The following is a 16,906-nucleotide window of genomic DNA, read 5'->3' on the forward strand; positions in this document are numbered from 1 at the left end:
TGCATCTATGAGGAGGCCGACACTGACGCAGGAGATCGCTCAACACTCATTTCCTGTGGCGTCAGCCGGCCTGCAACTGCTCGCCGCGGTGGATGTCGGCCATGAAGCGTTCGGCCGGCAGCGGATGGCCGAGCAGGTAACCTTGCAGCGAATCGCAACCCAATCTGGTCAGGAAATCCTGCTGTACGCCGGTCTCCACGCCTTCCGCGACAATCCGCAAACCCAGCGCCTGACCCAGCGCGACAATCGCCGAAACAATCGCCGCGTCATCGCTGTCATGCTCCAGATCGCGGACAAACCCGCGATCGATCTTCAGCTCATTGGCCGGCAAGCGCTTGAGGTACATCAGGCTCGAATAACCGGTGCCGAAGTCATCGATAGACAGGTCGACGCCCATGTCCGAGAGTTCCTGCAGCACCGTCATGCTCGCATCGGCGTCGCTCATGGCGGTGGTTTCGGTGATTTCCAGGGTCAGGCTGTTGGCCGGCAAATGGTGGGTGGCCAAGGCTTTGGCGACACTTTGCACCAGCCCCGCGTGACAGAACTGCAATGCCGAAAGATTCACCGCGATGCGCCAATCGGTATAACCGAGCACATACCATTCGCGCATCTGCCGGCAGGCTTCGTTGAGCACCCACTCGCCAATCGGAATGATCAAACCGGTCTTTTCCGCCAGTTCGATAAACTTCGCCGGCAGCAGCATGCCCTGGGTCGGATGCACCCAGCGCAGCAACGCCTCGGCGCCGACCGGACGCCCGTTGCTGGCATCGAACTTCGGTTGGTAATACAGGCGAAATTGCTGCTGATCCAGCGCCGCGCGCAGGTCTTGCAGCAGTTGCAATTGCTTGCGCGCGTTGCTGTTCATCGACGCGTCGAAGAAACTGTAGCCGTTTTTGCCCGCACCTTTGGCGTGGTACATCGCGGCGTCGGCGTTCATCAGCAACTCTTGCGCGGTGTGGCCATTGCCGGGAAACATGGCGATGCCAAGGCTCGCGGATATTTGCAAGTCGTGGTCGGCGACCTGGAACGAGCGTGCGATCAACTCAACCTGACGCGACGCCAGGTTCAGCGCATCGCTCGGCTCGATGAGGCGCACCAGCAGGACAAATTCATCACCGCCGATCCGCGCCAGCGTGTCCTGACTGCGCAAGTCTTCGCGCAAACGCATGCCGACTTCGCGCAACAACTGGTCGCCCATGTGGTGACCGAAGGCATCGTTGACCGGTTTGAAGCCGTCTAGATCAATGAACATCAGCGCAAAACAACCGCCCTGCTCCTGGACTTTCGACATCGCCTGCTCGATCCGGTCGGCCAGCAGCATGCGGTTCGGCAGACCGGTCAGCGGGTCGTGCAGCGCCAATTGGGTGAGTTCCCGGTTGGCCACGGTCAGCGAATGCGCCAGGTCGGCAGTGCGTGCTTCGAGGCGTGCATCAAGAATCGACGTGAGCAAGGCAATGCTCAGCACCGCCAGCGTGGTGATCAGCACGACATTGTCCAGGCCTTTGCCGCTCAAGCCGCCGAGTGCTGCGCCGCAAAAGCTGCCGTCCGGGAAACGCGCGGCGGCCATGCCGGTGTAGTGCATGCCGACGATGGCGAAACCCATGATCACCGCCGCGCCGCCACGAATCAGACCCACATACGGCGTGTGCTGGCGCAGGCGAAAGGCAATCGCCAATGCTGCTGCCGAGGCGCCAACGGCAATCACCAGCGAGGCGCCGAACAGCGTCGGGTCGTAATCGATGCCCGGCTGCATGAGCATGGCGGCCATGCCGGTGTAATGCATGGCGCTGATGCCGCTGCCCATCACCAGCGCACCGAATGCCAGTTGCCAGACCGGCAGTTTCGGCTGGCTGACCAGCCACAAAGCAAAGCCACACGAGAGGATGGCGATGGTCAGCGACAGCGCCGTGAGGGCGAAATCGTAACCGAGGTCGATCGGCAGATTGAACGCGAGCATGCCGATGAAATGCATCGACCACACACCGATGCCCATCGCCACCGCGCCACCTGCCGTCCATAGATGCACGGCGCGGCCCTTGGTCGTGGCAATCCGGCCAGTCAGGTCAAGGGCGGTGTAGGACGCAAGAATCGCCACGCACAGCGAAATCACAACCAGCGTGGGAGAGTAGGTGCCGATGAGCATGGGGTTTCTCGTGACTGCGCCACCGTACTGCGTCCATTCTCGGCGGGCAAAGTCGGCGATTGTACTGATTGCGCGGAAGAACGCACTGACAAAATGAGCAAAAGGCCATCAAGCCGATGAAACGCTTGTTTGACACAAATTTCAGGCTGTTTTCACCAGCCTGATCGTTCCACGCGGAGCGTGGGAACGATCACGATCATTGTTCTTCGCTGACCTGTAACTGCCCATCCCAGCCGCCGCCCAGCGCGGCGATCAGTTGCACACTCGCCAGCAAACGGCTCTGCAGCACGTTCAATACGCTCTGTTCGTTATTCAACGCAGTCGCTTGCACCACCACCACGTCCAGATAAGCGATCAATCCCGCCTTGTACTGGTTCTCGGTCAGGCGCAACGAATCACGCGCCGCGTCCAGTGCTTCCTGGCGCACAGACGCTTCCTGCTCATAGACCTTGAGCTGAATCAGGTAGTTTTCGACCTCGCGGAAACCGTCGAGCACGGTTTGGCGGTAAGTAGCCACGGTTTCGTCGTACAGCGCTTCGTTGCGATCGACTTCCGCCGAGCGCGCGCCGCCGTCGAACAACGGCAGCGTCAGTTTTGGCCCGACCGACCAGAAGCGGTTCGGCAAACTCACCAGATTGCTCGACGTGCTGCTGCTGTAACCACCACTCAGGCTCAGGCTCAAATCCGGGTAATACGCGGCTTTCGCCACACCGATGTTGGCGTTGGCAGCAATGACCGAGCGTTCGGCGGAAGCAATGTCCGGTCGGCGTTCGAGCAATTGCGACGGCAAGCTCAGGGGAATTTGCGGCAGTTTCGGGATGTCCTGACTTTCCGCCAGATTGAACTCGGCCGGCGGCAAGCCGATCAGCACCGCGATAGCGTTTTCGAACTGCGCACGCTGCCAGATCAAGTCCACCAGATCCGCTTGAGTGCTTTTGAGTTGGGTCTGCGCCTGCGCCACCGCGTCCCGCCCGGAGACACCGGCGCGGTACTGGTTCTGAGTCATTTGCAGCGAACGTTGATACGCCGCCACCGTCGATTCGAGCAAACGTTTCTGCTGATCGATCACGCGCAATTGCAGGTAGTTCTGGACCATTTCCGACTGCTGGCTCAGGCGCATCGCCGCGAGGTCGGCGAAGCTCGCTTGCGCGGTGGCTTGATCGGCCTCCAGCCCACGGCGCAGTTTGCCCCAGATATCCGCTTCCCAACTGACGCCCAACTCGGTGCTGTAGGTATCGCGAATGCCGCTGGCCGAGCTGCTCAGGCTCGAACTGCTGCTGCCGGCGCCCTGGCTTGAGCGGGTCTTGCCCGCGCTCAAATCCACCGTCGGATAAAACGCCGCGCGGGCACTTTTGACCAACGCTTGCGATTGACGATAACGCGCTTCGGCCTGGGCCACAGTCTGGTTGGCGTTGTTCAGTTGATCGACCAGGCCGTTGAGCTGCTGGTCGCCATACAACTCCCACCAGGCGCCACGCGCCAGGGAATCGCTGGGATTGGCCTGACGCCAACCTTCGGCTTCCTTGTACTGGGCGATTTCCGCGGTTTGCGGACGCTGATAATCCGGGCCGACGGCGCAAGCGCTGAGCAAGCTCACACACAGCGCCAGGCTCAACAGGCGCGAGCCCCGGGCCATGGCAATCGGTGCAGCCAGAGTGATAAGCGAACGGTCAGTCATAGCGGAGTTTCCAGAGCTGCATCGGTACGTACCCCACGCCATTTATTGAAGCGGTGGCGCAGTTTGTCGAGATAGAGGTAAACCACCGGGGTGGTGTAAAGGGTCAGCACTTGGCTGAAAACCAGCCCGCCGATGATGGTCAGGCCCAGCGGCTGACGCATTTCCGCGCCTTCGGCCTGACCGAGCAGCAACGGCAGTGCGCCAAGGATCGCCGCCAGCGTGGTCATCAGAATTGGCCGCAGGCGTTGCAGGCAAGCGCTGCGAATCGAATCCAGCGGGCTCATGCCTTGATGGCGTTCCAGCTGCAACGCGAGGTCGATCATCAGAATCGCGTTTTTCTTCACCACGCCAATCAACAGGAACAGCCCCAGCAGCGAGATCAGGCTGAACTCGCCACCGAGAAGGTAAATCGACAACAACGCGCCGACCCCGGCCGAAGGCAAGGTCGACAGAATGGTCAACGGGTGAATGTAGCTTTCATAGAGCACGCCCAACACCAGATACACCGCCAGCAGCGCGCCGAGAATCATGAACGGCTGGCTCTTTTGCGTGGCAGCAAACGCATCGGCGGTGCCGGCGACCTTGACGATCACGTCTTCGGGCATGCCGAGCTTGGCAATCGCACGCTCGATAGCCGCCGTGCCCTGCTCCACCGTCACGCCTTCGGCCATGTCGAAGGAAATGCTCTCGGAGGCAAACTGGCCTTCGTGGCTGACCCGGTCATCCTCCAGGCTGTTTTCGTAATGGGCGATGGTCGACAACGGAATCCGCGCGCCATCGGCGGTGATCACCTGGACTTGCTTGAGGGTAATCGGGTCCTGCGCGTATTTCTGATTGACCTCCATCACCACCTTGTACTGGTTGAGGCTGTCGTAAATCGTCGAAATCTGCCGCTGGCTGTACGCGTTGTTCAGCACCGACGTGACCATGTCCATGTCGACGCCGAGGCGTTTCGCCTGATCACGGTCGACCATCAACGTGACCTGTTGCGCGCCGCCACCCTCGCGCGCATCAATCGCCGTCAACTCGGGCAAGGCACGCAACGCCGTCACGACTTTCGGGTACCACTCGCGCAACGAGCCGAGGTCGGCACTTTGCAGAATGTAGGAATACTGCGACGTGGTCTGCTCGCGACCGCCGCCGAATTGCAGGTCCTGGTCGGCCATCAGCATCAATTGCGCGCCGGCCACTTTCGGCATCTCTTTGCGCATCCGTTCGATGACTTTTTGCGCGGAGATATTGCGCTCGTTGATCGGTTTCAAGCGCACCAGCATGAACGCGTTGTTGGTGCCGTTGGTGCCACCGATGAACCCGGCAACGCTCTGCACCGCATCGTCCTTGAGCACCGCGCGGCGGAATATTTCCATTTTCGGCTGCATCACGCTGAACGACAGCCCGTCGTCGCCACGGACAAAACCGATCAACTGGCCGGTGTCCTGCTGCGGCATGAAGGTTTTCGGCACTACCACGTACAGCGCAACGTTGACCCCCACGGTGATGATCAGGCTGAGCAACGTCAGGCGCCGATGCCGCAACACCCAGTCGAGGCTGGTTGCGTACTTGCCGACCATCCAGTCGTTGGCACGATGGCTCCAGCGTTGCAGACGGTTTTCCTGACCCGGCGTGTGCGGTTTCAGCCAACGCGCGCAGAGCATCGGTGTCAGGGTCAGCGAGACGATCAGCGAAACCACAATCGACGCCGCCAGCGTGATGGAAAACTCGCGGAACAGGCTTTCGATGATCCCGCCCATAAACAGAATCGACAGGAACACCGCGACCAGCGAGACGTTCATCGACAACAGGGTAAATCCGACTTCCTCGGCGCCGAGGTACGCCGCTTTCATCGGCGGCACGCCTTCGTCGATGTGCCGGGAAATGTTCTCCAGCACCACGATGGCGTCGTCCACCACCAAGCCGGTGGCGAGAATCAGCGCCATCAGCGACAAATTGTTCAGCGAAAACCCGTAGAGGTACATCACCGCAAACGTGCCGACCAGCGACACCGGCACGGCCAATGTCGGAATCAGCGAGGCACGGAAGTTACCGAGGAACAGGAACACCACCAGAATCACCAGCGCCACGGCGATCAGCAGGGTCATTTCGGCTTCGTGCAAGGTCGCTTTGATCACTGGCGAACGGTCCATCGCCAGGTTCAGTTTGACGCTGGCCGGCAGCACGGCTTGCAACGCCGGCAGCTGCGCCTTGATTTCGTTGACCGTTTCGATGATGTTGGCGCCGGCCTGACGGTTGATCACCAACAACACCGCCGCGTCATTGTTGAAGAAACCACTGTTGTAGCGGTCTTCGACGCCGTCGCTGACCGTCGCTACATCCTTCAGGCGCAGGGCGGCGCCGTTGTTGTAGTGGATGATCAGCGACTCGTAATCCTTGGCTTTTTCCAGTTGATCGTTGGCCTGCACCTGCCACAGACGCTGGTCATCCTCGACCGAACCCTTGGGCCGGCGCACGTTGGCATTGGCGATGGTATTGCGCACGTCGTCCAGCGCCACGCCGTACTGGTTCAGCGCTTGCGGTTCGAGCTCGATGCGCACTGCCGGCAGGGAGCTGCCGCCGATCTGCACTTCGCCGACGCCCTGCACCTGCGACAGGCTCTGCGACAAAATGGTCGAGGCCAAGTCGTAGAGCTGACCTTTTTCCAGCACGTCCGAAGTCAGCGACAACACCATGATCGGCGCTTGCGACGGGTTGACCTTCTTGTAGGTCGGCATGCTGCGCATCCCGCTCGGCAGCAGGTTGCGCGAGGCGTTGATCGCCGCTTGCACTTCCCGCGCCGCGCCGTTGATGTCGCGGTCGAGGTCGAACTGCAGAATCACCCGCGTCGAACCCTGGCTCGACCGGCTGCTCATGGTGTTGACCCCGGCGATGGCACCGAAGGAACGTTCCAGCGGCGTGGCCACGGTCGAGGCCATCACTTCCGGACTGGCGCCGGGCAGACTGGCTTGAACCACAATCACCGGGAAGTCCATCTGCGGCAACGGCGCCACCGGCAACAGACCGAAACTGACACCGCCAAGCAGCATGATCGCCAGGCTCAGCAACATCGTCGCGACCGGGCGCTTGATGAAAGGACCGGAGAGGTTCATGGGTGGCAGCTCCAAGCTTCAAGCGGCAAGCTGCAAGCTAAAACCGTGCGCAGTCTCTGCTTCTCTCTTGCAGCTTGTAGCTTGTCGCTTTCAGCTGCGCTGTTCACCACGCCCATCACGCCGCCTCCCGCTCGCCGGACCGAGACCATCGCCGCCCCAACCGATCGAAATACAGGTAGATAACCGGCGTGGTGAACAGCGTAAGCACTTGGCTCAGCAGCAAACCACCGACCATCACCAGACCCAACGGTTGACGCAGCTCGGCGCCGGAACCGGTGGCGAGCATCAGCGGCACTGCGCCAAACAGCGCGGCCAGGGTGGTCATGAGGATTGGCCGGAAGCGCAGCAGCGCTGCTTGATAGATCGCCTGCTCCGGCGCCATGCCCTGGTTGCGCTCAGCGTCGAGGGCGAAGTCGATCATCATGATCGCGTTTTTCTTGACGATGCCGATCAGCAAAATGATGCCGATGATCGCGATCATCCCCAGGTCATTGCCGGTCAACAGCAACGCCAGCAAGGCCCCGACCGCTGCCGAGGGCAAGGTCGAGAGGATGGTGATCGGGTGAATGTAGCTCTCGTAAAGCACGCCGAGCACGATGTACATGGTCACCACCGCCGCCAGAATCAGCAGCAAGGTGCTCGACAGCGAGGCCTGGAACGCTTCGGCCGCGCCCTGGAACTGGGTTTGCACGCCGACCGGCATGCCGATGTCTTCCTGCACTTGTTCGATGATGTCCACCGCGTGCCCCAGCGCCACGCCGGGCGCCAGGTTGAACGACATCATCACCGCCGGGAACTGGCCGATATGAGTGATCGCCAATTGCGCCTGACGCTGTTCGACCCGCGCCAGACTCGACAGGCGCACCTGCCCGCCATCGGTGGTCTTGACGTGAATCTGGTTCAGCGCATCCGGGCCGATCTTCTCGCCGGACTGCGCTTGCAGGACCACGCGGTACTGGCTGGCCTGGGTGTAAATAGTCGAGATCTGCCGCTGGCCAAACGCGTCGTACAGCGCATCGGTAATGTTCGACACCGACACGCCGACCCGCGACGCGGCATCGCGGTCAATCACCAGGAACACCTGCAAACCCTTGTCCTGCAAATCGCTGGCAACGTCAGTCAACTCCGGCCGCTGCGCCAGCGCTTCGACCAAACGGCCGCTCCACAGGCTGAGCAATTCCGAATCCGGCGAGGACATGCTGAACTGGTACTGCGTGCGGCTGACCCGGTCTTCGATGGTCAAGTCCTGCACCGGTTGCATGAACAGCCGGATGCCGGTCAATTTGTCCACTTCCGGTTGCAGCCGCGCGATGATTTCGGTGGCGCTGAGGTCGCGCCCGCTGTGCGGCTTGAGGTTGATCAGCATGCGCCCGGCATTGAGCGTGGCGTTGTCGCCATCGACGCCAATGTACGACGACAGGCTCTGCACCGCCGGGTCGGCGAGAATGATCTTGGCCAGTTGCTGCTGGCGTTCGCCCATTGCCGCGAAGGAAATCGACTGCGGCGCCTCGGAAATGCCCTGAATCACCCCGGTATCCTGCACCGGGAAGAAGCCCTTCGGCACCACCATGTACAGCACCACGGTCAGACCCAGCGTGGCGATTGCCACGAGCAACGTCAGCGGTTGATGCTTGAGCACCCACTGCAACTTGCGCCCGTAAGCGGCGATCATCCAGTCGATGGTCGCGCCACTGGCGCGGTAGAAACGCCCCTGTTCTTCTTCCTTCGGTTCACGCTTGAGCAGCCGCGCGCACATCATCGGCGTCAAGGTCAGCGACACCACAAGGGAAATCAGGATCGCCACTGCCAGCGTGATAGCAAATTCGCGGAACAGCCGCCCGACCACGTCAGCCATGAACAGCAGCGGAATCAGTACCGCGATCAGCGACAACGTCAGGGAAATCAGGGTGAAGCCAATCTGCTTCGCGCCTTTGAGCGCCGCCGTCATCGGGCTGTCGCCCTCTTCGATAAACCGGGAAATGTTCTCCAGCATCACGATCGCATCATCGACCACAAACCCGGTGGCGATGGTCAGCGCCATCAAGGTCAGGTTGTTCACCGAGAACCCGGCGAGGTACATCACGCCGAAGGTGCCGATCAGCGACAACGGCACGGCGACCGAGGGAATGATCGTCGCACTGGCGCGGCGCAGGAACAGGAACGTGACCATCACCACCAGCGCGATGGCGATCAGCAATTCGTGTTGGACGTCGGTGACCGAGGCGCGGATGGTTTGGGTGCGGTCGGTCAGCACGGTGACTTCGAGGCCGGCCGGCAGGTTGTCGGTGATGCTCGGCAGCAAAGCCTTGATCCGGTCAACCACTTCAATCACGTTGGCGCCGGGCTGGCGCTGGATGTTGAGCAGCACTGCCTGATTTTCGTTGGCCCACGCGGCCAGTCGCTCGTTCTCGGCGCCGTCGACGATTTCCGCGACGTCCTTGAGCCGCAACGGCGCGCCGTTGGCATAGGCGAGAATCAGGTTGGCGTAGTCTTTGGGCGAGGTCAGTTGGTCGTTGGCATCGAGCATCGACACCCGCGTCGGGCCGTCGAAGTTGCCCTTGGGCTGATTGACGTTGGAGGCGCCGACGAGGGTGCGCACATCCGACAGGTTCAAGCCGTTCGCCGCCAGCGCTTCGGGGTTGACCTTGATCCGCACGGCCTGACGCTGACCGCCGGCGATGCTGACCATACCGACGCCGCTGATCTGGGCGATTTTCTGCGCCATGCGCGTATCGACCAGATCGTTGAGTTTGGGCAGGAGCATGGTTTTCGAGGTGATCGCCAACGTCAGCACCGGGGTGTCCGCCGGGTTGACCTTGTTGTACACCGGCGGCGCCGGCAGGTCGGTCGGCAGCAGATTGGTCGCGGCGTTGATCGCGGCTTGCACCTGCTGTTCGGCGACGTCCATGTTGATGTCGAGGCTGAAACGCAGGGTCAGCACCGAGGCGCCGCCGGAACTGGTCGAGGCCATTTGCGTCAGGCCGGGCATCTGCCCGAATTGACGCTCAAGCGGCGCGGTCACCGCGCTGGTCATCACGTCCGGGCTGGCGCCGGGGTACAGCGTCATGACGCGAATGGTCGGGTAATCGACCTGCGGCAGCGCCGATACCGGCAGCAGTCGATAGGCGATGATGCCGGCCAGGATAATGGCGAGCATGCTCAGGGTCGTGGCGACCGGGCGCAGGATGAACAGCCGCGAGATGTTCATGCGCCCTTCTTGGCCTTGTCGGTGACAGTCGCGTCAGTGGTCTTGGCGGCGGATTTGCCTTGCAGCTGTTCGGTCGGGCTGGTGGGCACTTCGGTGCTGTCGTTGACCACTTCCACTTCACTGCCTTCTTTCAGGCGGTCGGTGCCTTCCAGGACCACCCGGTCACCGGCGGCGAGGCCTTCGGTGATGACTGTGTTATCGCCATCGCTGGCGCCGACTTTCAATGCGCGCACGGTGACTTTCTTGTCACCGTCCATGGCGTAGACGAAGGTGCCGTTGGTGCCGAACTGAATCGCTGCCGAGGGCGCGAGCACCACGTCTTTGAGGGTGTCGGCGAGCAGGTGAACGTTGACGAACTGGTTGGGGAACAACGCCTGATCGCGGTTATCGTAGCGCGCCTTGAATTTCAACGTGCCGGTGGTCACGTCGATCTGGTTGTCGAGGCTTTGCAACACGCCGCTGGCCTGGATTTTCATGTCGCCACGGTCCCACGCTTCGACCGGCAGTTTGGCGCCGGTGTGGTAGCGCGCGAGCACGGTATCGAGGCTGTTTTCCGGCAGGGTGAACACCACGCTGATCGGCTGCGTCTGGGTGATGATTGCCAGCGCCGTGGTGTCGTTGGCGGCGACCAGGTTGCCGACGTCGAGCTGACGCAAACCGACACGCCCGGTTATCGGCGCGCGGATCTTGGTGAATTCGAGATTGAGTTTGGCGTCGTTGACCGCTGCCTGATTGGTCTTGACCGTGCCCAGATATTGGCCGACCAGCGCTTCGGCGGTGTCCAGGGTCTGCTTGGCGATACTGTCTTCCTTGAACAGACCGCGATAACGCTGGACATCGACTTGAGCGTTCTTCAGTTGCGCCTGATTCTGCAGCAACGTGCCCTCGGCCTGGAGCAAGGCGTTCTGGTAAGGACGCGGATCGATCTCGGCGAGCAGGTCGCCAGCCTTGACCATCTGCCCTTCCTCGAAAGCAATCTTCATCAATTCGCCGGCCACGCGGCTGCGCACATTGATGGTGTTCAGCGCCGTCACGGTGCCCAGTGCCCGGTAATACAGCGGGAAGTCACCCTTGACCGCCGGGGCTACGCGCACCGGAATCGGCCCGGTCGCGCCGCCAAAGCCTGGACGCATGGCCCCGGACTTGCCCGTGTGCCCCGCCGCCGCTTTCGGTTTTTCGCCCTCTTTCTGGTCAGTGCCGGCGGGCCAGAATTTCCAGCAAACAACGGCGACGACCAACAGGACAAGCAGGCCGAACAGCCAGCGACGGGAACTACGGGACGAGGATTGCATTGAATGATCAACCATTGGGCGCGTGGGCTTCTTTTACGGGAGGCTGAACGATAAGCACTGGCGGGCATTAAGCAAAGCGCCTTTACCGGCAATTTACCTTCGGCTTACGTATCAGGAGGTATATCTAAGGCACTGAAGCACAAATGAAAACGGCCTGGCGAGTGCCAGGCCGTTAACAAATGTAAAAAGCCTTACTTCAGAACAGCGAGGGCTGCGTCGTAGTTTGGCTCTTCGGCGATTTCCTTGACCAGCTCGCTGTGCAGCACGTTGTCGTTTTCATCCAGTACAACAACGGCACGCGCGGTCAGGCCTTTGAGCGGGCCGTCTGCGATGGCTACGCCATAGTTTTCGATGAACTCGGCGCCACGCAGGGTCGACAGGTTCTGGACGTTTTCCAGACCTTCGGCGCCGCAGAAGCGTGCCTGGGCGAATGGCAGGTCAGCGGAGATGCACAACACCACGGTGTTGGCGACTTCGTTGGCCTGGGCGTTGAACTTGCGCACCGAGGTGGCGCAGGTCGGGGTGTCAACGCTTGGGAAGATGTTCAGCACTTTACGTTTGCCGGCGAAGCTCGCCAGGGTCACGTCGGACAGATTGCCCGCCACCAGGGAAAAGGCTGGCGCCTTGGAACCGGCTTGTGGCAGTTGGCCGTTGACTTGAACCGGGTTGCCTTTAAGAGTGACTTGAGCCATGAACGGAGTCCTTCTGTTGGAAATATGAAGAGGCCGAAGTTAACCACGAAATGGCCCGACGACCTATGCCCAAACACAAATTGTCATGTGTCGTCGGCTGAATTGGATACAACCTCACTGTTCATTTAAAGAGGCCCAAACCCGATCCCGGGCAACGAGCTGCTGCTGAGTCACCTCAATCGAACCAGGTCGTCAACCCACTGTGGGAGCGAGCTTGTTCGCGATGAGGCGCTCAGCCGCAACAAATCACTCGGATTTGATCTTCAGATACGACTGATGCAGATCCGAAGCCCAGCCGTCGATCACGCTTTTTACGTCATCGGCCTTCATCACCTGGCTGTCGTTGCTCAGCGGCTTGCCGGTGCCCTTGCGCACGACTTGCGCGACTACGCTGTTGTTGCTGCCATCGAGGAACACCGCTTCGGTGGCCAAGGTGGTTTCCTGATCACGAATCCCGCTGGCCGTGCTGACCGCCGCTGCGACCAGAGCAATCGGGATCACTTCATACGGCTTCAAGCCTTCGGTCTTGCTGCTGACTGCGGTAATCGCTGCGCGCAGCACCATCACGCCAGGCCCGGGGCCGGCGGCCAATGGCAGCGATTTACCCAGTTCACGCTTGAGCGCCTGATCGTAGTAGCCGGTGATGCCATTGAGGGTTGCCTGAGGGATTTTCACTGTTGGCTGCGGCTGGGGATACAGCTGGGTCGGCTCGATGTAGACGCTGGTGAATTTGCTTACGTCGAGTTTCGGGTCGATCCAGCGCATGACCTCGGCGCCCGACGGCGACTTGGCTTCCTTGAGTTGGCTGTAGTCCTTGAGAAACCCCGAATACTGGTCGGGCTCGACCACTTTACTGGAGCAGCCGACCACCCCGATCGAGGCGATGCACAGTGTGCTCATCATTAACGCAAGCTTCATGCTGTAACTCCTGTAGAGGATCGTGGCGCGACTGAAAACGCCTAGGTAGTTATAGCTAAAAATCAATAATGTGCCGTGCTCGCTGCGAACTACCCTTGCGGCGTGTGGCTTGGGCCTGGAGAACGGCAAGGTGCCCAGAGCGCAGGTGTCGTTGCAGGGCTGGAAGAAAATGAATATTGGCGATTTGGCGTTGAGGTGATGCGGGGTTGATCCGAAGGCCCCTTCGCGGGCAAGCCTCGCTCCTACGGAGAAGTTTGCGATCCCTGTAGGAGCGAGGCTTGCCCGCGAAGACGTCAGCCCAACCGGCGCAAATCGCTGATCACCACGAAGACCCACTCTTCGCCGCCAACTCGCGCCGACTGTTAGCGCGCATCGCTTTGATCAGCGACACCGTCCCCACCAGCAAAATCGCCGCCGCGAACAGGAAGTCGATGGTATACAGCTGAAAATCCTGCAACGGCCCGACCAGCATCACCCGCACCGCCCCAATTCCCACCAGCGTCGCCAGAAAATCGATACCCGGTTCATCCCGATAAAACACGTGCAGCAGCGGCAGGCAAATCACCAGCAACAGCAGCAACACAATCACCTTGAACGAGCCCTTGCGCTCGACGTTGAACGCGCACTCGTTGGCGGTGTAAGGCTTGTAATCCTCGTCACGCACCAGCGGGGTTTTCTCGTTGATGTACTCGGCGCGGTTGTACTTCTGGGTCGGCGCGAAGGTGTTCGACATTTCCATCAGCGTGGTGATGTGGCGAAAGCGCAGGTCGATGCGTTCGTTGCCCTTGAGGTAATACAGCACCGGTTTGTAGCCGTACCGATAGCTGTCGAAAGGGAAATCACTGGGCCGGCCGTGCACGCTGATCGGGCGCGGTTCAAGTTCGGCATAAGCGCTTTTATTGTCGGCGGCGACGTTACGGCTCAGCGCTTTGATTTTCACCTGTTCGAGAAAAATCGGCGTGGCGCCGTAGGACCATTGCAGCGGTTCCAGGCGCAGGCGCAGTTCGTTGCGACCGAGGTCGTAACGGTTGAACGTGCGCTCGGAGACGATCACCGAGCCGCCGAGCATGAACTCGCCGCGCAGGTTGTTGGTGACGCGCAGGGTCAGTTGATCCTTGCCCAGCGACAACGCCTCGGCGGACGGCGGCGTGCCGCACCACGCTGTGCTGTCGCTGGCGCCGCCCAACTGCCCGTCGCGATTTTCCTGGAACACGTAAAAGTAGCCGCCCCACAACGTCAGCATCAGCAAACCTGCGGTCAGCCCTAAAATCTTCTTGCCGAAACTCACAACGCCAGACTCCCTTTCTGATTTCGTCCATGCAGCGAAAACCGCTGAGTGCGGCGGACTCTATCAAAATGCCAGTACCGGCCCAAGCAGAAACAGCTTTGAGCGGGGTTAATAGAGGGTTGCTTGCAGTGGCAGATTCGCGGCCAGCAGATGGGCTGAATGGGGAACCGCTATCGCGAGCAAGCTCGCTCCCACAGGGGTTTTGCCGTGGCTGACATCGGCGGTGCGGCACGCATTTGATGCGCGATTGTGGACGTGCAGCGCAGCGCATTACAGGCCCAGCGTTACGCGAGAAAAAGCGTATCAGAGCGTGTCAAATGGCCGCAGGACTGACTGAAATCTGATCCGCATAAATCGGCTTTTCCTGAGTCTGTTTTGTTTCCAGCGAGGTTTCTACAGTGCAGCCCATGCCAGACCGGGTGGCCTGGCAAGACTCTGCATGGATGAATTGACCATGAGCACAGCAACAATCGGGCGGGCCGGCGAGGCCTACAACTACAAGGTCGTCCGCCAATTTGTCGTGGCAACCATTATCTGGGGCGTGGTCGGCATGGCCATGGGCGTGTTTATCGCCTCGCAACTGGTCTGGCCGCAAATGAACCTCGACCTGCCGTGGACCACGTTCGGCCGCTTGCGTCCGCTGCACACCAGCCTGGTGATTTTCGGTTTCGCCGGCAGCGCGCAATTCGCCGCCAGTTACTACGCGGTGCAGCGTACCTGCCAGGTGCGGCTGTACTCGGACAAACTCGCCGCGTTCACTTTCTGGGGCTGGCAATCGGTGATCGTGATCATGCTGATCAGCTTGCCGCTCGGCTACACCACCACCAAGGAATACGCCGAAATCGAGTTCTCCGGCGCAGTGTGGATGACCGTGGTCTGGGTTGCCTACGCCATCGTGTTTTTCACCACGGTGGTGCAACGTAAAACCAAGCACATCTACGTCGGCAACTGGTTTTTCGGCGCGTTCATCGTGGTGATCGCGATGCTGCACGTGGTCAATCACTTGTCGATTCCGGTGGGCTGGTTCAAGTCCTACCCGGTGTATTCCGGCGCCACCGACGCCATGGTGCAGTGGTGGTACGGCCACAACGCGGTGGGCTTTTTCCTCACCACCGGCTTCCTCGGCATGATGTATTACTTCGTGCCGAAACAGGTCGGGCGGCCGGTGTATTCCTATCGGTTGTCGATCGTGCATTTCTGGGCGCTGATCACCTTGTACATCTGGGCCGGCCCGCACCATTTGCACTACACGGCGCTGCCGGACTGGGCGCAATCGCTGGGCATGGCCATGTCGCTGATCCTCCTGGCGCCGAGCTGGGGCGGGATGATCAACGGCATGATGACGCTCTCAGGCGCCTGGCATAAATTGCGCACCGACCCGATCCTGCGTTTCCTCGTGTTGTCATTGGCCTTCTACGGCATGTCGACGTTCGAGGGACCGATGATGGCGATCAAAACCGTCAACGCCCTCTCCCACTACACCGACTGGACCATCGGCCACGTGCATGCCGGCGCGCTCGGCTGGGTGGCGATGATCACCTTCGGCGCGATCTACCACATGGTGCCGAAAGTCTTCGGCCGCGAGCAGATGTTCAGCACGCCGCTGATCAACCTGCACTTCTGGCTCGCGACCATCGGCACCGTGTTGTACATCGCCTCGATGTGGGTCAACGGCATCACCCAGGGCCTGATGTGGCGCGCGATCAACGACGACGGCACGCTGACTTACTCCTTCGTCGAAGCCTTGCAAGCCAGCCATCCGGGCTTCGTCGTGCGCTTCGCCGGCGGCGTGTTCTTCCTCAGCGGCATGCTGCTGATGGCCTACAACACCTGGCGCACCGTGCGCGTCGCCGACGTGGCGATGGCCGAACGCGAAGCGCAGATCGCCTGAGGTTTGCGATGATCGAGACAGTGCTGAATATGTTGGGCGTCGTCGGTTTTTGGCTGGCGATCGAATATTGCCTCAAGCACCAGACGCCCGAGAGCCTTGAGGACGCGAGCCTGATGCCCTTCGCCGACGACCCGGAAGTGGCGCGCCGAGTTGAGCTGGCGACGGGCAAAAAAGTCCACGCGGTGGCGCCGGAGGAAGCGAAACCGGGCTGGGGGAATATCGAGATGTGACTGCGCGCGTATCGGACGCGCGACTGGGCGGTGAGCGGCACGTCGATGGAAGACGCTCGTTTGTGGACGTTGGATTGGTCTAGAATCCGTCCATTGAAAACAGGGAAGTCTCAATATGAGTGGAAAACCAGCGGCGCGTGTCACCGATCCAACGAGTTGCCCGCTGCCGGGGCATGGCACTAACCCCATCGCCAGCGGTTCGAGTGATGTGTTCTTCGACGGTCTGGCGGCGGCGAGAAAAAGCGATAAATGCACCTGCGGCGCCGCCATTGTCGGCGCCGTTTCGCAGACGGTGTTCATCAACGGACTGAATGCAGCAGTGGTCGGCAGCACCGGTGATCACGGCAGTGTGGTCGTCGGCGGCTCCGGAACGGTGATTATTGGCGACAGCGTGGTGAACGCTCCGGTGAGTGCTGTCAAGGCAATGGCCGCGACTGCCCTCGCCGCAGGTGCTGCATATGC

11 protein-coding genes are annotated in these 16,906 nt (G+C 60.7%); 3 read left to right on the forward strand and 8 right to left on the reverse strand.

Annotated features, from left to right (window positions below; translation table 11 throughout):
- Positions 1-61 precede the first annotated feature (61 nt).
- The 8 genes from BI292_RS22740 to BI292_RS22775 all read right to left on the reverse strand — a co-directional run bounded on the left by BI292_RS22740 (position 62) and on the right by BI292_RS22775 (position 14,323).
- Positions 62-2,143, reverse strand: coding sequence for a bifunctional diguanylate cyclase/phosphodiesterase (locus BI292_RS22740; protein WP_101209255.1), 2,082 nt, complete (start codon positions 2,141-2,143; stop codon positions 62-64).
- 196 nt (positions 2,144-2,339) lie between these two features.
- Positions 2,340-3,821 (reverse strand): efflux transporter outer membrane subunit, encoded by a 1,482-nt coding sequence (locus tag BI292_RS22745; RefSeq protein ID WP_101209256.1) that lies wholly within the window; start codon positions 3,819-3,821, stop codon positions 2,340-2,342.
- The gene (locus tag BI292_RS22750) at positions 3,818-6,925 is read right to left on the reverse strand and encodes an efflux RND transporter permease subunit (protein ID WP_101209257.1); all 3,108 of its coding nucleotides are present in this window, start codon (positions 6,923-6,925) and stop codon (positions 3,818-3,820) included. The genes BI292_RS22745 and BI292_RS22750 overlap by 4 nt, the downstream gene beginning before the upstream one ends.
- Before the next feature lie 115 nt (positions 6,926-7,040).
- Positions 7,041-10,133 (reverse strand): MdtB/MuxB family multidrug efflux RND transporter permease subunit, encoded by a 3,093-nt coding sequence (locus BI292_RS22755; RefSeq protein ID WP_101209258.1) that lies wholly within the window; start codon positions 10,131-10,133, stop codon positions 7,041-7,043.
- Complete coding sequence (locus tag BI292_RS22760) at positions 10,130-11,440, reverse strand: MdtA/MuxA family multidrug efflux RND transporter periplasmic adaptor subunit (RefSeq protein WP_101209259.1); 1,311 nt, start codon at positions 11,438-11,440, stop codon at positions 10,130-10,132. Before BI292_RS22760 ends, BI292_RS22755 begins: the two co-directional genes overlap by 4 nt.
- A 176-nt stretch (positions 11,441-11,616) precedes the next feature.
- A complete protein-coding gene (tpx, locus tag BI292_RS22765) occupies positions 11,617-12,117 on the reverse strand; it encodes a thiol peroxidase (protein ID WP_092280777.1) in 501 nt (166 codons plus the stop codon).
- A 246-nt stretch (positions 12,118-12,363) separates the two neighbouring features.
- Positions 12,364-13,035 carry a DUF3313 domain-containing protein gene (locus BI292_RS22770; protein ID WP_092280775.1) on the reverse strand — a complete coding sequence of 224 codons (672 nt, stop codon included), beginning with the start codon at positions 13,033-13,035 and terminating at the stop codon, positions 12,364-12,366.
- A gap of 319 nt (positions 13,036-13,354) precedes the next feature.
- Entirely contained in the window at positions 13,355-14,323 is a 969-nt protein-coding gene (locus BI292_RS22775; protein WP_101209260.1) for a hypothetical protein, read from the reverse strand.
- A 454-nt stretch (positions 14,324-14,777) separates the two neighbouring features.
- On the opposite strand from BI292_RS22775, the gene ccoN reads away from it, so the two are divergent.
- The 3 genes from ccoN to BI292_RS22790 form a co-directional block, all read left to right on the forward strand.
- Positions 14,778-16,214 carry a cytochrome-c oxidase, cbb3-type subunit I gene (gene ccoN / locus BI292_RS22780; RefSeq protein ID WP_101209262.1) on the forward strand — a complete coding sequence of 479 codons (1,437 nt, stop codon included), beginning with the start codon at positions 14,778-14,780 and terminating at the stop codon, positions 16,212-16,214.
- Positions 16,215-16,222: 8 nt separating this feature from the next.
- The gene (locus BI292_RS22785; protein WP_101209261.1) at positions 16,223-16,444 is read left to right on the forward strand and encodes a CcoQ/FixQ family Cbb3-type cytochrome c oxidase assembly chaperone; all 222 of its coding nucleotides are present in this window, start codon (positions 16,223-16,225) and stop codon (positions 16,442-16,444) included.
- Positions 16,445-16,559: 115 nt separating this feature from the next.
- Positions 16,560-16,906 (forward strand): PAAR domain-containing protein (locus BI292_RS22790; protein WP_178076619.1); only part of this gene is annotated, 347 nt, incomplete at its 3' end.

The sequence above is a fragment of the Pseudomonas sp. 43NM1 genome, assembly GCF_002836905.1.
GTDB classification, from domain to species: Bacteria; Pseudomonadota; Gammaproteobacteria; order Pseudomonadales; family Pseudomonadaceae; genus Aquipseudomonas; species Aquipseudomonas prosekii.